General features: G+C 26.3%; 17 protein-coding genes. 16 read left to right on the forward strand and 1 reads right to left on the reverse strand.

Annotated features, from left to right (window positions below):
* Positions 1–99: 99 nt before the first annotated feature.
* Entirely contained in the window at positions 100–783 is a 684-nt protein-coding gene (locus ATCC9714_RS01570; RefSeq protein ID WP_021126455.1) for a ferric reductase-like transmembrane domain-containing protein, read from the reverse strand.
* Positions 784–1,491: 708 nt separating this feature from the next.
* On the opposite strand from ATCC9714_RS01570, the gene ATCC9714_RS01575 reads away from it, so the two are divergent.
* From ATCC9714_RS01575 to ATCC9714_RS01650, 16 genes are all read left to right on the forward strand, one after another.
* The gene (locus ATCC9714_RS01575) at positions 1,492–2,451 is read left to right on the forward strand and encodes an S-layer homology domain-containing protein (RefSeq protein WP_057545594.1); all 960 of its coding nucleotides are present in this window, start codon (positions 1,492–1,494) and stop codon (positions 2,449–2,451) included.
* Between the two features lie 12 nt (positions 2,452–2,463).
* Positions 2,464–5,091, forward strand: a complete 2,628-nt coding sequence (locus ATCC9714_RS01580) for a hemoblobin-interacting domain-containing protein (RefSeq protein ID WP_057574351.1) — start codon at positions 2,464–2,466, stop codon at positions 5,089–5,091.
* A 140-nt stretch (positions 5,092–5,231) separates the two neighbouring features.
* On the forward strand, positions 5,232–6,263 hold the full coding sequence (locus ATCC9714_RS01585; protein ID WP_057545596.1) for an FAD:protein FMN transferase: 1,032 nt from the start codon (positions 5,232–5,234) through the stop codon (positions 6,261–6,263).
* Complete coding sequence (locus tag ATCC9714_RS01590) at positions 6,264–6,647, forward strand: NusG domain II-containing protein (RefSeq protein WP_021126446.1); 384 nt, start codon at positions 6,264–6,266, stop codon at positions 6,645–6,647.
* A 17-nt stretch (positions 6,648–6,664) separates the two neighbouring features.
* A complete protein-coding gene (locus ATCC9714_RS01595) occupies positions 6,665–7,192 on the forward strand; it encodes a Gx transporter family protein (protein ID WP_057545597.1) in 528 nt (175 codons plus the stop codon).
* Positions 7,193–7,544: 352 nt separating this feature from the next.
* Positions 7,545–7,967, forward strand: coding sequence for a Fur family transcriptional regulator (locus tag ATCC9714_RS01600; RefSeq protein ID WP_021126444.1), 423 nt, complete (start codon positions 7,545–7,547; stop codon positions 7,965–7,967).
* Positions 7,968–7,973: 6 nt separating this feature from the next.
* Positions 7,974–8,990 carry a metal ABC transporter substrate-binding protein gene (locus tag ATCC9714_RS01605; RefSeq protein WP_057545598.1) on the forward strand — a complete coding sequence of 339 codons (1,017 nt, stop codon included), beginning with the start codon at positions 7,974–7,976 and terminating at the stop codon, positions 8,988–8,990.
* 2 nt (positions 8,991–8,992) lie between these two features.
* Entirely contained in the window at positions 8,993–9,703 is a 711-nt protein-coding gene (locus ATCC9714_RS01610; protein ID WP_057545599.1) for a metal ABC transporter ATP-binding protein, read from the forward strand.
* The gene (locus tag ATCC9714_RS01615) at positions 9,696–10,529 is read left to right on the forward strand and encodes a metal ABC transporter permease (protein ID WP_330374688.1); all 834 of its coding nucleotides are present in this window, start codon (positions 9,696–9,698) and stop codon (positions 10,527–10,529) included. The genes ATCC9714_RS01610 and ATCC9714_RS01615 overlap by 8 nt, the downstream gene beginning before the upstream one ends.
* Entirely contained in the window at positions 10,526–11,044 is a 519-nt protein-coding gene (locus tag ATCC9714_RS01620) for a TIGR03943 family putative permease subunit (RefSeq protein ID WP_021126439.1), read from the forward strand. The genes ATCC9714_RS01615 and ATCC9714_RS01620 overlap by 4 nt, the downstream gene beginning before the upstream one ends.
* 402 nt (positions 11,045–11,446) lie before the next feature.
* Positions 11,447–12,514, forward strand: a complete 1,068-nt coding sequence (locus tag ATCC9714_RS01625) for a rhodanese-like domain-containing protein (protein WP_021130096.1) — start codon at positions 11,447–11,449, stop codon at positions 12,512–12,514.
* Positions 12,515–12,592: 78 nt separating this feature from the next.
* Positions 12,593–13,027, forward strand: a complete 435-nt coding sequence (locus ATCC9714_RS01630; protein WP_057543928.1) for a hypothetical protein — start codon at positions 12,593–12,595, stop codon at positions 13,025–13,027.
* 100 nt (positions 13,028–13,127) lie between these two features.
* Positions 13,128–13,511, forward strand: a complete 384-nt coding sequence (locus tag ATCC9714_RS01635; protein WP_021126435.1) for a VOC family protein — start codon at positions 13,128–13,130, stop codon at positions 13,509–13,511.
* Positions 13,512–13,529: 18 nt separating this feature from the next.
* Positions 13,530–13,988 carry a YdeI/OmpD-associated family protein gene (locus ATCC9714_RS01640; protein ID WP_057545600.1) on the forward strand — a complete coding sequence of 153 codons (459 nt, stop codon included), beginning with the start codon at positions 13,530–13,532 and terminating at the stop codon, positions 13,986–13,988.
* A gap of 101 nt (positions 13,989–14,089) precedes the next feature.
* On the forward strand, positions 14,090–14,545 hold the full coding sequence (gene bcp, locus ATCC9714_RS01645) for a thioredoxin-dependent thiol peroxidase (protein ID WP_057545601.1): 456 nt from the start codon (positions 14,090–14,092) through the stop codon (positions 14,543–14,545).
* 1,125 nt (positions 14,546–15,670) lie between these two features.
* A complete protein-coding gene (locus ATCC9714_RS01650; RefSeq protein WP_055337032.1) occupies positions 15,671–17,029 on the forward strand; it encodes a peptide MFS transporter in 1,359 nt (452 codons plus the stop codon).
* Positions 17,030–17,158: the final 129 nt, after the last annotated feature.

The raw sequence follows: 17,158 nt of genomic DNA on the forward strand, positions 1-17,158 counted from the left end.
CATTCATTAATTATAAAATATCAAACTTATAATATTGATTTAAGTTTATAAGTTTAATTTTCTATATAAATATTATTTATTAATAAAATGTTACAAATACTAAGCTTTAACTTTGTTTTTATCCTTAAAGAATTTTCTTATACGTAAGAAATAATATGCTAAGAATATAATGCTATATAGTATTATTTCGAATAACTTACTGTTAAATTTAGGTATGTATAAAAGCATAATATGTATATACATTATTCCATAAAATATATAAGCAGATCTTTGAATTTTTTTCCACGTTTTATAAGGCATTTTCTTTCTAATACTTTTGAAAGAAGTAATCATTAGCGGAATCATTAAACATATCATAATTAGACTTAATAAAGTCGCAATAATCTTATAGATAGATAAAGATTGCATATTAGTAAAGAAAGTAGGGAAAAAATACATCCCGTATAAAACATTATGACCTAAAGTTAATACACAAGCTATTATAGAAAGTTCACCTCTAACTGCCATTAGGTTTTGTCTAAATTTAAATGAATTATCTAAGACTCCTGTGTACATTACTATAGTAAATAGTGCTAGTGAAATCGTACCTTTAGAAAATACTCCTATGACAAATTTACTTATATACTTAGGTATATGTTCATTTAAATTAGATTTCATAAAAATAATGAAAAATATAGCTATTAGAGTAGCTATTATGTAAAGCATCGTAGAATGTTTTTTTATTTGTTTGTAATATACAATGCTTAAAAAAGTTGTTAATATTAGTGAAATTATAAGTAACATTAAATTTTCTCCTTTTGTTGATAATGATTTTCATTTAGAATTGTATATTAAAAATTTTTTAAAGTCAATAAAATTTTTGAAATTAAAATTTATAAAATTTACGAGAAGAAGATAATAATATTTTGAAATCTCTAATATTTTATTTTTTTATATTCAATAAAAATTAGCATTTTACAGGGGTTGAAGATTTTATATCTGATATGACTTTAGTAAATATTTTACAAATTTAACTTATATACAAATAAATCTAAATAGATAAATTTAAAATTTCATTATAATTATTAAAAATTATGTTGACATTTTTAGGTAAAAAGTATAGTCTTATTGGTGTAGATGATAACAATTCTCAATATCATTTAAAAATCATAAATTTAAAATTAATAAAATATTACAATAAAACTTAATTTTAAATTTTCTTATAATAAATTTTTCATAACTAGATTTCAATCAAATCTTTTTAATTATTTTTTTATTTTTGGGGGCAAAATTTAATTATTTTTAGTTTAGAAAATACTAATCGAATATGATACAAGATATAAACTTGTTATTAGATTCCTATTAAATTAGTTAATTTGGTAAGTACAATTCTAACTTTATACATTCTTTTCATTGGTTCTAATATGATTTTGAAATTTTAGAAACTATATAAAAGTCTAATTTAAAATATCAATAAATTATAAAAACAGCAATAAGAAAAGGAGGGTTTTTATGAAAAAATATTTAATAAGCACAATCTCATTAGGGATAATTTTATCTAGCGCAGTAATTGTAAATGCAAGTAACAATTTAACTGATGTAGATGGACACTGGGCCAATAAAGAGATATCTCAATTTATGAAAAATTCGTATGTTAATGGATACGAAGATGGAACCTTTAAACCAGATAATTCAATAACAAGGGCAGAGTTTGTAAAGTTGGTTAACAAGTACTTTGGATTTAAAGATAAAGGTGTTTCAAAGTTCTCTGATGTAAATTCAAAAGATTGGCATTATGATAATGTTCTAATAGCAAATAAAGCTGGTTACATAAATGGTTATGATGATAATACATTCAGACCTAACAATCCTATAACAAGAGAAGAAGCAGCTAAAATAATAGTAAGTATAAAAAATAAAAAAGATAGTACATACGATAAAATAAATACTTTTAAAGATAAACATTTAGTGTCAAACTGGGCAAAACCATATATAGAAGGAGCTGTAGAAAATGGATACTTAAAAGGAGATGATCTGAAAAACTTACGACCTACAAGTAGCATAACAAGAGCTGAAGCAGTTACATTGTTATCTAGAATAGATACAGAAAAAGATAAGGAAGATGCATTAAGCAGTGCTTCTAAAAAGGATAATGAAAATACTGAAACAGCAGGAAATACAAATTCAGAAACGAAACCTAATCATTTTGTAGATAAGTCAATAAACAAAGAGGCTACTAAACTAGTAGATTTGGGATGGGTTAAATATATAGTAGTTACTTTCAATGAAGGAACTATAAAGGATTATGATTTATATGTTTTAGATGATGGAAGTTATAAATCTATATCACCAAGTAAAGTGGACGATAGTGGTAAAGTTGTAAAATGGGAAATTGATAAATTAGGATACGATACAATAAAAATCAAGAGTAAGGTAAGTGGAGAAGAAGGAATTTATAAATTTATAAAGTAAGAGGTGAAAAGAATGAATAAGAAAAAACTAAGTGTATTAACAGCTGGAGTGGCTTTGTCGATATGTGGTTTTTCAGAAACAGTCAGTGCTGCACCTAGTAAAATATTAACTTTTACAAATATGCCAGTATGGGATTACCACAAAACGAATTATGATAATCAAGGAAATGTTAGATTAAAGCCAGAAAAAACTACTTTTAATTTAAATGGCAAAGAAGAAAAACATAGCTATATTCCACACTTCAATATAGGGGAAACTGAAGTAAAAGCTCCTATTACAATAGGGTGTGATTTAAAAACGGATGAACATAAAAATTGGTTTGAAAATATAAATAAAATAACTAAAGAAGATTTAACAGAAAATCCAAATTTAGAGCAAAAACTAGAATTTGAAAAGGATGGAAATAATTTAATTATAAAGGGGAATCAAAGGGCTTTAGATTATAATAAATTACACAATTTAAAAATTTATTCAGAGGGTCACGATTCAGTAACAATACCAATTAATATTGTACAAAGTAAACCAATAAATATATTAGTGTCTTATCCAATGAATCCAAAGACAGGAGAGGATGTAAAGTTTAAACTAGATAACTTTAATTATGCAGTTTTAAATCCTGTAAATAAAGTATTTTTAACTTACAAAAATACTAGGAAAGAGTTAGTTAAACTGGAAGATTATCATGTGGTATCAGACTTAGTTACTATTTATGCTAAAAATACAGAAAGTGAAGAAGGAAACCTTTTAGAACCAGGAGAGTATACTTTAGAAGTTTATGCTGATGGATTTAAAAAAGCTGAGAAAAAATTTGAAGTACTAAAAAATGAAATTAAAGATACAGGCAAAAACAGTAGCGGGAAAAAGTCTGAACATAGTCCTCTAGTTTTTAAAAGCACTAAATCAAAGTCTTCTTCGATAGATACAATTAGTAGTGCTAGTGTAAATACAGGAAAACCAGCTGATAATTCAGGAGCAGGAGAGGTTTCAGGGTCAGCTCCAGTAACTCAAGCTAATTTAGTTTACAATCACGATTTACTTGCAAATGCTTTGATATTAAAAGAAATAGGAATGGAGACTCCGGAGTCTAAAAATATTGTAGACAGATTTGAATTAAATACTGTTTCTTATGATGCTGTTGTAAGTGAAGATGGAACTCACATAAATGATTTTAAAGATTATTTAAATGCTGTTAAAGATGCTTCTTTAGCTGGAAAATATTTAAGTTTTGATGAATATATAGCAAGTAAAAATGCCAAAGAATATAAAAATAGACCTTATAATGTCAAAGAAGTTTTACAGGATAATCTTTTAGGACAAGCAACTTCTTTTAGAGATATTTTAGGGTTGAAATCACCAAATTTAGAAGTTCAAACTTCAATTATGAATGAGGATATGGTTCTTAAGTGTGATGATGCTAATTACTTAAATAGTATAAAAGCTATAGCAGTAAATGGAGATGGAAGAGAAATATCCAAAGATTTATATTCAATAGAAGGTGATAAGTTAACTATAAATAAAAAACTTACTACTGGAGATAAAATAAAATTAACAATTTTAGCTACTGGATATAAGGATAAAGTAATAGAATCTAACTTAGAAAAAGTTTTAGATAAGATAGACTTAAAACCAGAAAAAGAATTTAAAACTGGTGAAAATGTAGTTATAACAGGATTAACTCATGATTTTGCTAAAAATATACAGAGTATAAAGTTAGATGGGAAAAATCTTCTTACTAAAGAACAAGGAGGATACTCTTCAGATACATATTATACAATATCGGATGATAAGTTAGTTCTTCAATCTGGATTATTTAAAGAAGCTAAACAATATAATCTAGAGATAAATGGCAAATATTATGGTAAAAAAGAACTTTCTTTTAATATCACAGAGTCTGAGAAAAAACCAGAATTAGATGAAAAAAATCCAGTTAAAGAAAAGAAAGAATTACCTAAAATAAATCTTAAAGTTGAAAGCAAACCTGGATTTATGAAAAAATATGAAATAAAATTTAGAAATTCAGGAGATTGGATAAACAATGTAACTAATGTTTCTGTAAATGGAACTTCTTATAAATCAGGGCTTTCATGGGGAGAAACTAAAGAGCGTTATGCAGTATATCCCGTGGATGAACTTATAGGAATAGGTTCTGATGACTTTAAAGTAGATACAGAAAACACAATAACGGTTAAAGCAAAAGGTTATGATGACTTTACTTTTAAACTATCAAAAGATGGCAAAATAATAAGTAGTAGCGATGTCGACACTAATAAAGATGATACTAATTTACCGGAAAAAACAACTGATGTAGATAGTAATGAAGTTCCTCAAATGAAAGTTACAATAAATAAAGATTCTTTATTTAAAAAGTATAATGTTAAGTTTGAGAATAAATCAGAAGAATGGTTAAATAAAATAACTAAAATCTCTGTAAATGGAAAAGAGTACGGCAAAGGCATATTATGGGGTAGTGAAAAAGATCATTATAGTATTCAGCCTATAGATCACAATATAGACATAGGATTTGAAGGGTTTAAAACTGATGATGATAACGTTATTACTATATCTTCATCAGGGTACAAAGACTATTTAATTAAGGTATCTAAAGATGGTAATTTAATAGAAAGTAAACAAGTCAACTAATTTAAAATTACCATAAGTTTTCATAAAGAGTTTCTATTATAGATTTTTAATTTATAGAAACTCTTTATGTTTAATATCGTTTTTATCCATATATATAAATAATTAAAGTACATATAAATTAGTTGATGGAGTTAAATTTTATGTTAAAAAAAAGAATAATAGCTTTAGGAATAGTTTTTATATTTTTTCTAGGGATAGGGTACTGGTGGATAAAAAATAAACCTGAAAATATAGAGAGTGACAGTAAGCATTATGAAATGTCAGAAAAAATATTAGGAACTATTGTTAGTGGAATTGGATATGGAGAAAATTCTAAAAAAGCTTTAGAAAAAGCTTTTAAAAGAGCTAATGATATTGAAAATATTATGTCTGTAAATATAAAAGATAGTGAATTGAGCAAAGTCAATGAAAAAGCATTTTATAAAGATATTAAGTTGTCAGATGATCTTTATTATGTTATAGAAAAATCATTATATTATGCTAAACTCACAAATGGAGCATTTGATCCAACTATAGGGAACTTAATTGATGCATGGGGAATAGGAACTGATCATGGAAAAATCCCAGAAAAGAGTACAACGGATAAATATAAAAACTTAGAAAATTATAAAAATATAAGATTAAATAAATACACAAAAGAAATTAGATTTTTAGATGAAAATGTAAAGTTAGATTTAGGAGCTATTGGAAAAGGCTATATAGGAGATGAAATAAAAAAAGTTCTAAATGAAGAAGGAATAAAGTCAGCTCTAATTAACCTTGGAGGAAATGTAGTTTCTATAGGATATAAACCTAGTGGTGAAAAATGGAATATAGGAATAGTAAATCCAAAGGAAGAAAATGAAATTGTAGGTTCTTTAAAAACTAGTGATGAGGTAGTTGTAACTTCGGGAAATTATGAAAGATATTTTATAAAAAATGGAGTCAAGTATCATCATATACTAGATCCAAAAACAGCTTATCCATCTGAAAGTGGTCTTATTAGCACAACGATTGTGACTAAAAATGGTATTGATGCCGATGCATTATCAACTGCTACATATATTTTAGGTGTAGAAAAAGCCAAAAAATTAATTGAAAGTTTAGATGGAGTAGAGGCATTTTTAATAAAAGACAATATGGATAGTGTACAAACTAAGGGGCTAAATAATAAAGAATTTAGGATGAGATAAATGAATAAGAAATTTAAAATAGTTCAGATAGTTATAATATTATTAATCTTAATTGGGTCTATTGGAGCTTACTTTTTTATTAATAATAAAAAAGTTGAAAATCCAGTAGCTAATATATATAAGAATGGAAAATTAGTAAAATCAATTAAATTAAAAGATATAAAAGATGATTATGAAATAAAAATAGGTGATGATAAACACTTTAATATTATTAAAGTTAGTAAAGGAGGAATAAAAGTAGTCAAGTCAAATTGCCCTGATAAAGTATGTATGAAGACTGGGGAAATACATGATTCACTTTTACCAATAGCTTGCCTTCCAAACAATTTAATAATAAAAATTGAAGGTGCAAAATATGATGAATTTGATACTAAATCTCATTAAAGGAAGGCTAGACAACTATGAATAATAACTTAAAAAAAACAATAAGGTTATCAGCATTAAGCGCAATTGCTTTAACTATTTTTATTATAGAAATTCAAATACCACCTTTAGTTCCTATACCAGGAATTAAGCTAGGTTTAGCTAATATAATCACGTTAATAATACTATCTTTGCATGGAACAAAAGAGGCATCTGCAGTTCTTTTTATAAGGATATTTTTAGGAAGTATATTTTCAGGACAAATGATAAATCTTCTTTATAGCTTATCAGGAGGAATATTATGTTTAGTTGTGATGTCTACATTAATGAAATTATTAGGAAAGAAAAATTTATGTTTTATAAGTATAGCAGGAGCTATAGCACATAACATAGGGCAAATAACTGTTTCTATGATTATATTAGAAACTACAAGTGTATTATACTATTTACCTATATTGCTTATAAGCGGAGTAATAACGGGAGCATTTACAGGTATTGTAAGTAAGTTAATGGTAAACAATGTAGTTTTAAAAAAGTTAATTAATGAAGAAATGATTCATAACTAGATTTTAAAATAATAAACTGAATAGTTAATTTAATATTAAAAGCCACTTTGATAGTAATCAGAGTGGCTTTTAATGTTAAATTAGACATCGAATATAAATTATTTAGATTAAAAATTTGTGTAATTTACATAAATAAAGTAGTAGTAAATAGTATTTTAAAATAAATTAATTTTTAAAAGAATCGGAGTTTATATAATACTTATATTAAATAAAAATATTGCAAATAGTTTACTTAATATAAGTATTATATGTAAATAAGTATAATATAATATTTAAAATTTGAAATTGGGTTTCAATTTCATATTGACAGATATTATAATTATTAATAATATTATTTTAGGAGGTATTATTCATGAATAATAAAACTGTATATAAAACAAAACAAAAAGAGATAATCTTAGATTATTTAAAATCAAATGAAGATAGTCATGTAACAATAGATGAAGTATTTAAATATTTAAATGAGCAAGGTAATAAAGTAGGCAGAACAACTGTATATAGACATATGGAAAAATTAGCTGATGATGGTATTTTAAGAAAATATTATATTGAAGAAGGTATAGGATCATGTTATCAATATATAGGTGAAAGAGAGGATTGCCATCAACATTTTCACTTAAAATGTACAGAATGTAAAGAACTAATTCACTTAAAATGTTCTTATCTAGAAGATATAAATAATCATATATTAAAAGACCATAACTTTAAAATTAATAATACAAAGACTGTTTTCTATGGTGTATGTGAAAATTGTAGAGACAAGTTAGAAAGGTAGTGTAAAATGAGAAAAATTACTGTTATTGTAATGTCTACACTTTTAATGATATCGTCGATATTAACGGGATGTACTAGAACTGAAAGTAAAGAAAATGATAAAAATCATATCAGTTCCAACAAAGATAAATTAAAAATAGTTACAACTCTATTTCCTCAATATGACTTTGCAAAGCAGATAGCTGGAGATAAGGCAGATGTAAAAATGATCTTATCTCCAGGGCAAGATAGTCATTCCTTTGAGCCAACACCAGAAGATATAAAGAAAATTCAAAATGCAGATATATTTATTTATAATGGAGGAGAAGCAGAGGAATGGATTGAAAAAATAATAGACTCTGTAGACACAAAAAAGGTAAATGCTATTAAGATGATGGATTATGTAAAAGCTGTTAAAGAAGAGGAAGTAGAAGGTATGGAACCTGAAGTTGAATATGACCACGATAAGGAAAAATCACATAAACCTGATGAGAATGACAATCACAATCATGATGAAGAGTATGATGAACATATCTGGACATCACCTAAAAATGCAAAGAATATGGTAGAAGCTATTAAAAATACTTTAGTTAAAGTAGATAGTACCAATGAAAAATATTATAATGCAAATTATGAAAATTATACGAAAAAGCTTGATGAATTAGATAAATCCCTTACAAATACAGCAGCTAATGCTAAAAGAAAGATGATTGTTTTGGGAGATAAATTTCCGTTTAGATATCTTGCAAAGGATTACGGGCTAACATATAGAGCAGCTTTTAACGGATGTAGTACACAAACAGAACCGAGTATTGAGACAGTTACATACTTAATAAAAACAGTAAGAGAAAATAAGATTCCAGTTATATATCATATTGAAATGAGTAATAAAAAAATAGCTAAAACTATTAGTGACGAAACAGGAGCTAAAGTTTTATTATTACATTCAGCACACAATGTTACAAAGGAAGATTTTGATAAAGGAATTACATACATAGATATAATGAACAATAATATAGGTAATCTGAAGGAAGGTTTACAATAAGTATGAACTTAGTAGAGTTTGAGAATATCAGTTTTTCATATGAAAATAAACTTGTAGCAAAGGATATTAGTTTTACTGTTTCAAAAGGGGATTATTTATGCATTATAGGTGAAAATGGCTCAGGGAAAAGTACATTGATAAAGGGAATATTGGGTTTAGTAAAGCCATGTAAGGGGAGTATTTTCATAAGTGAAGAATTAAAAGATTCGACTATTGGATATATACCACAACAAAGTGATATACAAAGAAACTTTCCAGCAACAGTTTATGAGGTTGTATTATCTGGGTGTATAAAAAGAAATAGTTTATTTCCATTTTATAGAAAGTCAGATAAAGTTCTAGCTCATGAAAATATGGAAAAAATGAAAATATCTGATTTGAAAAATAAGTGCTATAGTGATTTATCAGGAGGACAACAACAGAGAGTTCTTATTGCAAGAGCTTTATGCGCCACAGATAAGTTGATTGTAATGGATGAACCTATAACTGGATTAGATCAAAAAACTACATTAAATCTTTATGATATGCTACATAATTTAAATAAAAACTACGGACTGTCTATTATTATGGTATCTCATGATATAAAAACATCTTTAAATTATGCTAATAAAGTAGTGCATATGAAAAATAGAATGTTGTTTTGTGGATATGTAAAAGACTATAAACAGAGTGAGTGTGGAAAAAAGTTTTTAGGTGGTGAGATTAATGATTAGTGTAGTGTTAGAAATGATGTCTTATCCATTTATTGTAAGAGCTATGATAGTGGGAATTTTAGTATCATTATGTAGTTCCTTATTAGGTGTAAGTTTAGTTTTAAAAAAATACTCAATGATTGGGGAAGGACTATCCCATGTTTCATTTGGAGCTATAGCTATAGCTGTAGCTTTAGGTGTTTCACCATTGAAGATATCAATACCTATTGTTGTAATAGTAGCATTTTTATTATTGAGAATTAAAGAGAGTAGTAAAATAAAAGGTGATTCTGCTATAGCGCTTATATCATCTAGTTCTCTAGCTATTGGAGTAATATCAATAGCGATAACAACTGGAATGAATACAGATGTTTGTAATTATATGTTTGGAAGCATTCTAGCTATGAGTAAAAATGATGTATATTTAAGTGTAGTTTTATCAATAGTAGTTATATTTTTATTTACTATTTATTATAATAAAATATTTGCAATTACCTTTGATGAAAACTTTACAAAATCAACTGGTATAAATGTAAATTTTTATAATATGATGATAGCTATTTTAACAGCTATAACTATTGTACTTGGAATGAGAATGATGGGAGCTATGCTTATATCAAGTCTAATTATTTTTCCATCTATAATATCAATGAAAATATTTAAAAGTTTTAAGTCTGTAGTAATGAGTTCCGGGATAGTATCTATATTATCATTTTGTATTGGTATGACTATATCGTATAAATTTTCAACACCTACAGGCGCAAGTATTGTAGTAGTAAATATAATTATTTTTATACTATCTATAATAGTAGAGAAAGTAAAAAGTAATAATAGGAGTTACATATGAAAGTGGTAAGAAATTTAATAATAGTTTTATTTTTATTATTACTTACTGGGTGCTCAAGTACTCAAGTAACAGTAGAAAATCATAAAAAGATAGTTGATCCAGGCAACGATACTAATAAAATAGAAAATAAAAAAGATTCCATTGCTTCTAATGATGGGACTCCTATAGAAATTAAAGAAAAAATGTTTATAGCTCAACTTGATGATATTTTTAATAATTCAGATGATTATATTGGTAGAACTATAAAAATAGAGGGGTTATACAACGCTCTTGAGGCTGATGGTAAAACTCTTAATTATGTTTATAGGCATTCACCAGGATGCTGTGGAAATGATGGAATAGTATGTATTGAGTTTGTAGGAAATGATAAAATGATGATGCCAAATCCAGATGATTGGATAGAAGTAATTGGTAAAATAGAGAGATACAAAGATAAAACTGCCAATAGTGTTAGAATTCAATTAGAAACATTGAATATTAAAACTCAAAGAGGTGCAGAATTTGTAAGTCAATAAATAAGCTATAATAAAGCACATTTGCAATTTTGTAAATGTGCTTTTTATATTTATAAATTAAATAAATAAAACATATGTTAGTATCATAAATTATAACTAAAAAATTCATATTTAGTTACTATTTCAATATTATATTTAACAAAAATTTTAATGATTAAAAAATTAATAAATTTGTCAATAATTTTTTATGTATATAGATAAAATAAATAATAGAAAGGTTAAGTATTGTTTTTTTATATAAAGATTGGAGGTTTAGACAAATTATGATAAAATCATTGAAGGAAATTTGCGTAAATTTAAATTTTTTTGATTTATTTTTATTGCAGTAATTAGAAGAAATTTAAAAATTATCTTCAAGTATAGTTATCTTAAGTCAGTAGAAAATATAGCGGAGGACATTATATGAAAAAAAAGTTAATTAGTGCGATAATTGGTATAACAATGATAGCAATAGCCGCAGTAGGATGCAGTAAACCTTCAAATGATTCAAAAGATACATCAAAAGAAAAATCAAATGTAAAAGCAGAACAAGTAGATGCAAAAAAAGTCTTTGTATCTCCACAATGGGTACAAAGTGTAATAGATAAAAATCAACCAGATTCTAAGAATTATATTATAGGAGAAGTTTCATGGGGGACTTATAAAGATAGTCCAACTTATACAAAAGGCCACATTCCAGGAGCAATACATATAGATACTTCAAGTGTAGAATCTGAACCAATTTGGAATATATCAGATCCTAAAGTGGTTGAAAAGAACATGTTAGATTTAGGAATAACAAAAGATAAAACTGTTATATTATATGGAAATGATATTTCGGCAGTAAGTAGGGTAGCATATGCTTATCTTTGGGCTGGAGTTGAAAATGTAAAAGTTTTAAATGGTGGAATTGAAGCTTGGGAAAAAGCAGGTTATAAAACAGAAACTAAAGTTGAAAAACCAACACCAGCAAAAGATTTTGGGACAACTGTTCCAGCACACCCAGAATACTGGATGTCTATAGATCAAGTTCAAAAGAAATTAAAAGACGATTCAAACTTCCGTTTAGTAAGTATAAGAAGTAAAGAAGAGTTTGACGGAAAAACAAGTGGATATACTTATATAGATAGAGCTGGTGAACCTAAAGGTGCAGTTTGGGGACATGCAGGAAGTGATCCATATAACATGCAAGATTACCTACACAAAGATGGAACTGTTATAACAGCAGAAGAAATGGAAAAATTATGGTCAGATTCTGATATCAATAAAAACAATGAACTTTCATTCTACTGTGGAACTGGTTGGAGAGCTGCAGTTCCGTGGTTAATAGCTTATGATGCAGGATGGAAAAACATGACAGTATATGATGGTGGATGGAACGAATGGCAAATGCACAATAATCTTCCTGTACAAGTAGGGGATCCAAATAGTGGAAATTGTGAATATACTACTGTAGGTAAATTACCAACAGATAAAGCTGCAAAAAAATAAATTATAAAAGATAATCTGAACAAGCACTGCACTATTGCAGTGCTTATTTAGATTATATATAAGAAAGATGGTGTTTATATGAAAACAGCAAAAAAAATTTTTTATATCTTTACTACTATAATAGAGGCTTTAATATTGATTGGAGCTTATATGGTAAATTACTTTACTCACAAGAAAATGGGAATGTTAAGACACGTTATACATAAGAATTATGTCTGGGAAAATACTTATCCGATAGCAACAATACAACATATTTATGTAATAATTATGATTGTATTAATGTTATTAGTATTGACTTTATACATAAAAAGAAAGTACATGTTAAAAAAGATTGTAACTATTATGAATGTAGTTATGGTTATATTAGTATTATTCTTTATAGGGTTTACATTCGTATATTCAGCGGAAGAAGTAAGAGCATTTTACTACATAAGTGTTATGCTTGGAGTTGTTACCTTAATCCAAATAATTAAAACATTTATAGGAGTAATGGTATGTAAGCATGAAAATTAACGATTTAATAATAAATAAGGATAAAATTTACAATAGAATTTATGATAATAGTTATTAGTTAGATGATATAATAAAACCACTAAACTTTAGGAGGTAAACTATGATAAATAAAATAGGGAAAATAACAATATATGTAGAGAATCAAGAAGAAGCTAAAAGGTTTTGGATTGAGAAAATGAACTTTATTGTCAAATTAGAACAACCTATGGGACCAAAGATGAAGTGGGTAGAAGTTGGACCAAGTGAAGATGAATTTACAACTTTTATAATATATGAAAAAAATATAATGAAAGCTCAAAATCCAGATGCTAATGTAGCTCACCCAAATATAATACTAAGTACTGATGATATAGAAAGTACTTATAACGAAATGAAATCAAAAGGTATACAAGTTGAAGATTTGATGATAATGCCATATGGAAAGATGTTTAAATTTAAAGATCAAGATAATAATGAGTACTTAGTTAGAGAAGATAGATATTAAAAGCAATGGAGATAAAATATGATTTATAATTTTGAAGCTACAATAAAAAAGATTCCAGATAAAGATGCTACATTCATTGAAATACCTTTTAATGTTGAAAAAGAATTTGGATCAAAAAGAGTCAAAGTAAAGGCTAAATTTGATGGTATTAATTATAGAGGATCTATTGTAAGTATGGGAAATGGATGTTATATGATTGGGATTACGAAAGCTATAAGAAAAGAAATTGGAAAAGATACTGGAGATAATTTATTTGTAGAAATAGAAAAAGATGAAGAAGTACGAGAAATAGAACTACCAAAAGATTTTAAGGTAGAATTAGAAAAAAATAAAATAGCCTTAAAGTTTTATGATAATTTGTCTTATTCATCAAAAAGAAAATATTATCAATGGATAACAAGTGCTAAAAAAGAAGAAACAAGACGAAAAAGAATTAACGAAGCTATTTTTAAGTTAGAATCAAATGTAAAACTATAGAATTTTATAATAATAATTTACTAAATCAATATATATATAAGTTTAATTATAAGCTTATTTGGTATATATCTTAATAAAGTAGTTAATAGGAGGAGCAAAATATGTTAGAAATAGGAGTAAAAGCACCTGAATTTAAATTACAAGATAAAGATGGGAATTTAGTAAGTTTATCAGACTTTAAAAATAAAAAAGTAGTTTTATATTTTTATCCAAAAGATAGTACTCCAGGATGTACTAAGCAAGCATGCTCATTTAGGGATAACTATGAAAATTTTAAATCAAAAGATGTTGTAGTTATAGGTATTAGTAAAGATACTGTAAAATCTCATGAAAGATTTGCTCAAAAAAATGAATTACCATTTATATTATTATCAGACCCTGAGCTTGAGACTATAAAAGCCTATGATGTGTGGAAAGAAAAGAAACTATATGGGAAAATTGGATTTGGAGTTGTAAGAACTACTTATATTATAGATGAAAATGGACTTATAGAAAAAGTATACGACAAAGTTAAACCAGATAAAAATGTAGGAGAGTTATTAGAATACTTAGGATAGGGTAATTTAAAAAGTAGTATTTTTTATATTATTAATTAAAAACTAAATATTTTATAAGATTTTAAGCATATTATTAATTGTTAAATACATAAAAATATATTGATTTACTAATCAATATATTTTTTTATTTTTATTTAAATATGAAAAATTATATAAAGAGTTTAGACATATTCAATATATTTAAATTAATACAAAAGTATAGAATGATTCATAAAATTAAATAGATGATGAGTGAATTGTTTTATATATGAAATATATTTAGTAATATTTTTCATATAATAAAATATATTTATATTGACATAGAAAACGTTTTTTGATAAATTTTTCATAAGAGATAAAATATATCGACAAAGATTATTAAATTAATTATTGTTGAAAAATTATCAAAATTAGGCATAATGAAACTTATTACTAATGAAGTGTTGTAAATAAAAATTTTCATATGAGAAGACAAGACTCTTAAGTTTGACAAACCTACCTTTTACATAACCTAAAAACTATGGAGAAACTTCTCATTCAGATTGATCATAAAACTAAATAGGTTAAAATAAGTTCTAGACATAATATATCTATTCATAAAAAATTAATATTAAAATTTAAGTTCAATTCTAATAGGACATCTAGTAATTCACAAAGATTTAAGTATTTAAATATAATCAAAATTAAAAATTAAATAAATAAAAATAATTTAGCCCTAAAATTTTTTAAAAGCCATTAAAGTAAATTTGAAATTGAAAATTTCAGAAAAATAAATTAATTTATTGGCAAAATAAAAATTTAAAAATAATAAATTATTAAGTTAGTACTTTAGACAAATTGTAATTAAATTGTTAAGAAAAATATATCTAAATTATCTTAAAAGGACAAATTACATAACTAAAACTCAATTCACAAGCTGTGTTAAGGGGAATAATAAAATATATAATTGATTAATTCTAAATAGATAAATGGATATATAACTGATATTTATATTATAAAATTTGCCAAAAAGTATTAGCTAAAAAGTGGTAAGGTACAAGGGGAAAGATGTAAACCATCTAAAAGTACTTAGGGATGCCACAGCTTTTATAAATAGACTAGTACATTTATAAAAGTAATATAAAACAAATACTTTGGAGGGAAATTATGGAAAGTTCAGTAAAAACTAAAAAGAAATATCCTTTAGGCTTTTATGTTTGTTCTTTATCTTTTACATTTGAGCGTATGGCGTTTTATTCTTCAAAATGGTTAATAGCAATATTCATAGCTGCATCAGTGGCAAAAGGTGGACTTGGATTAACTCCTGCTGATGGGGCTAAAATGACAGCTAACTTAGTTGCATTTACTTACTTAACTCCGATACTTGGAGGTTTTATTGCAGATAAATGGATAAATCCTAGATTATGCGTACCTTTAGGTTCGATACTTATGGGACTTGGGTATATGTGTGGATGGCAAGCATCAGTTCAATCATCATTTACATATGTGTGGTTAATGATACTTCTTGTATCAATAGGTACAGGATTATTTAAAGGAAATTTATCAGGTATAAATGGTAGATTATTTGATAATAAAGAAGATCTTGATGGAGCATTCTCTATTCAATATTCATTTGTTAATATAGGTTCATTTATAGGAACAACTTTTGTATCTTTCATAGCTTACTCTACAATAGGATTTGGTGGGACATTCTTGGTATGTGCAGCGCTATTATTCTTAGATGCAATTTGGTTTGTAGTTGGAGGTAAGCTAACTTTTGGTGAAGTTGGTAAAAAACCTTTTAAAGTTGATGAAGTTACAGAAACATCTGGAAAGAAAGTTGAAAAGGTTGAAGATGATCCTTTAACTAAAAAAGAAAAATTAAGAGTTGGAGCAATTTTACTAGTTACATTGTTCTCTATAGTATTCTGGGTAGTTTGGTACTTAACTAGTATGCCAATATTATATCATTGGGGACCAGATTTTGATTATGCTAACAAAGCAAACTGGATGATAGGAAACTTTACAGTACCATCTTCATGGTTTGATTCTTTAAATGCTTTATGTTGTATAGTTCTTGGACCTATATTAGCAAGGGTTTGGGCTAAAAAGGCAAAATCTAAAAAAGGTGATTTAAGTATGTTCAAGAAAACTGCATTAGGGATGTTATTCTTAGGAGTGGCATTTGGAGTAATGGCATTAGCTGAAGTAGTAAGAGGCGATGGTCAAGCTAACCTAATGTGGATAGTAATGGTTGGGGTACTAATGTCACTTGGTGAAATGGTGTTCTCACCACTTGGAAACTCATTTATAAGTAAGTTCTCCCCTGCAAAACTATTAGGATTAATGATGGGTATATGGCCAGTTGCAGTATTTATAGCTGGTAAAGCTTATGGATACTTATATGAGTATTTATCAAAATTCTCATTTGCACCAGCATATGCATTAGTAGGAGTAATAGTACTGGTATGTGGTATACTGCTTTGGAGTCTGGATAAGAAATTAAATAAACTTGTAGAAGATTAATATAAATGAAAAGGTATTTACTTTAATAGTAAATGCCTTTTTTACTTATAAAAATAAGCTAAGTATTGTTTTTTAATAAAGGAATTTAATATAAAATAAATATATAAGTAAGTTTAATGTTAAGATATA

Source organism: Paraclostridium sordellii, from assembly GCF_000953675.1.
Classification (GTDB): Bacteria; Bacillota; Clostridia; order Peptostreptococcales; family Peptostreptococcaceae; genus Paraclostridium; species Paraclostridium sordellii.

Coding starts and splice junctions, on each gene's coding strand:
- ATCC9714_RS01570 (WP_021126455.1), bottom strand. CDS start 783: ATGTTACTTATAATTTCACTAATATTAACAACTTTTTTAAGCATTGTA.
- ATCC9714_RS01575 (WP_057545594.1), top strand. CDS start 1,492: ATGAAAAAATATTTAATAAGCACAATCTCATTAGGGATAATTTTATCT.
- ATCC9714_RS01580 (WP_057574351.1), top strand. CDS start 2,464: ATGAATAAGAAAAAACTAAGTGTATTAACAGCTGGAGTGGCTTTGTCG.
- ATCC9714_RS01585 (WP_057545596.1), top strand. CDS start 5,232: ATGTTAAAAAAAAGAATAATAGCTTTAGGAATAGTTTTTATATTTTTT.
- ATCC9714_RS01590 (WP_021126446.1), top strand. CDS start 6,264: ATGAATAAGAAATTTAAAATAGTTCAGATAGTTATAATATTATTAATC.
- ATCC9714_RS01595 (WP_057545597.1), top strand. CDS start 6,665: ATGAATAATAACTTAAAAAAAACAATAAGGTTATCAGCATTAAGCGCA.
- ATCC9714_RS01600 (WP_021126444.1), top strand. CDS start 7,545: ATGAATAATAAAACTGTATATAAAACAAAACAAAAAGAGATAATCTTA.
- ATCC9714_RS01605 (WP_057545598.1), top strand. CDS start 7,974: ATGAGAAAAATTACTGTTATTGTAATGTCTACACTTTTAATGATATCG.
- ATCC9714_RS01610 (WP_057545599.1), top strand. CDS start 8,993: ATGAACTTAGTAGAGTTTGAGAATATCAGTTTTTCATATGAAAATAAA.
- ATCC9714_RS01615 (WP_330374688.1), top strand. CDS start 9,696: ATGATTAGTGTAGTGTTAGAAATGATGTCTTATCCATTTATTGTAAGA.
- ATCC9714_RS01620 (WP_021126439.1), top strand. CDS start 10,526: ATGAAAGTGGTAAGAAATTTAATAATAGTTTTATTTTTATTATTACTT.
- ATCC9714_RS01625 (WP_021130096.1), top strand. CDS start 11,447: ATGAAAAAAAAGTTAATTAGTGCGATAATTGGTATAACAATGATAGCA.
- ATCC9714_RS01630 (WP_057543928.1), top strand. CDS start 12,593: ATGAAAACAGCAAAAAAAATTTTTTATATCTTTACTACTATAATAGAG.
- ATCC9714_RS01635 (WP_021126435.1), top strand. CDS start 13,128: ATGATAAATAAAATAGGGAAAATAACAATATATGTAGAGAATCAAGAA.
- ATCC9714_RS01640 (WP_057545600.1), top strand. CDS start 13,530: ATGATTTATAATTTTGAAGCTACAATAAAAAAGATTCCAGATAAAGAT.
- bcp (WP_057545601.1), top strand. CDS start 14,090: ATGTTAGAAATAGGAGTAAAAGCACCTGAATTTAAATTACAAGATAAA.
- ATCC9714_RS01650 (WP_055337032.1), top strand. CDS start 15,671: ATGGAAAGTTCAGTAAAAACTAAAAAGAAATATCCTTTAGGCTTTTAT.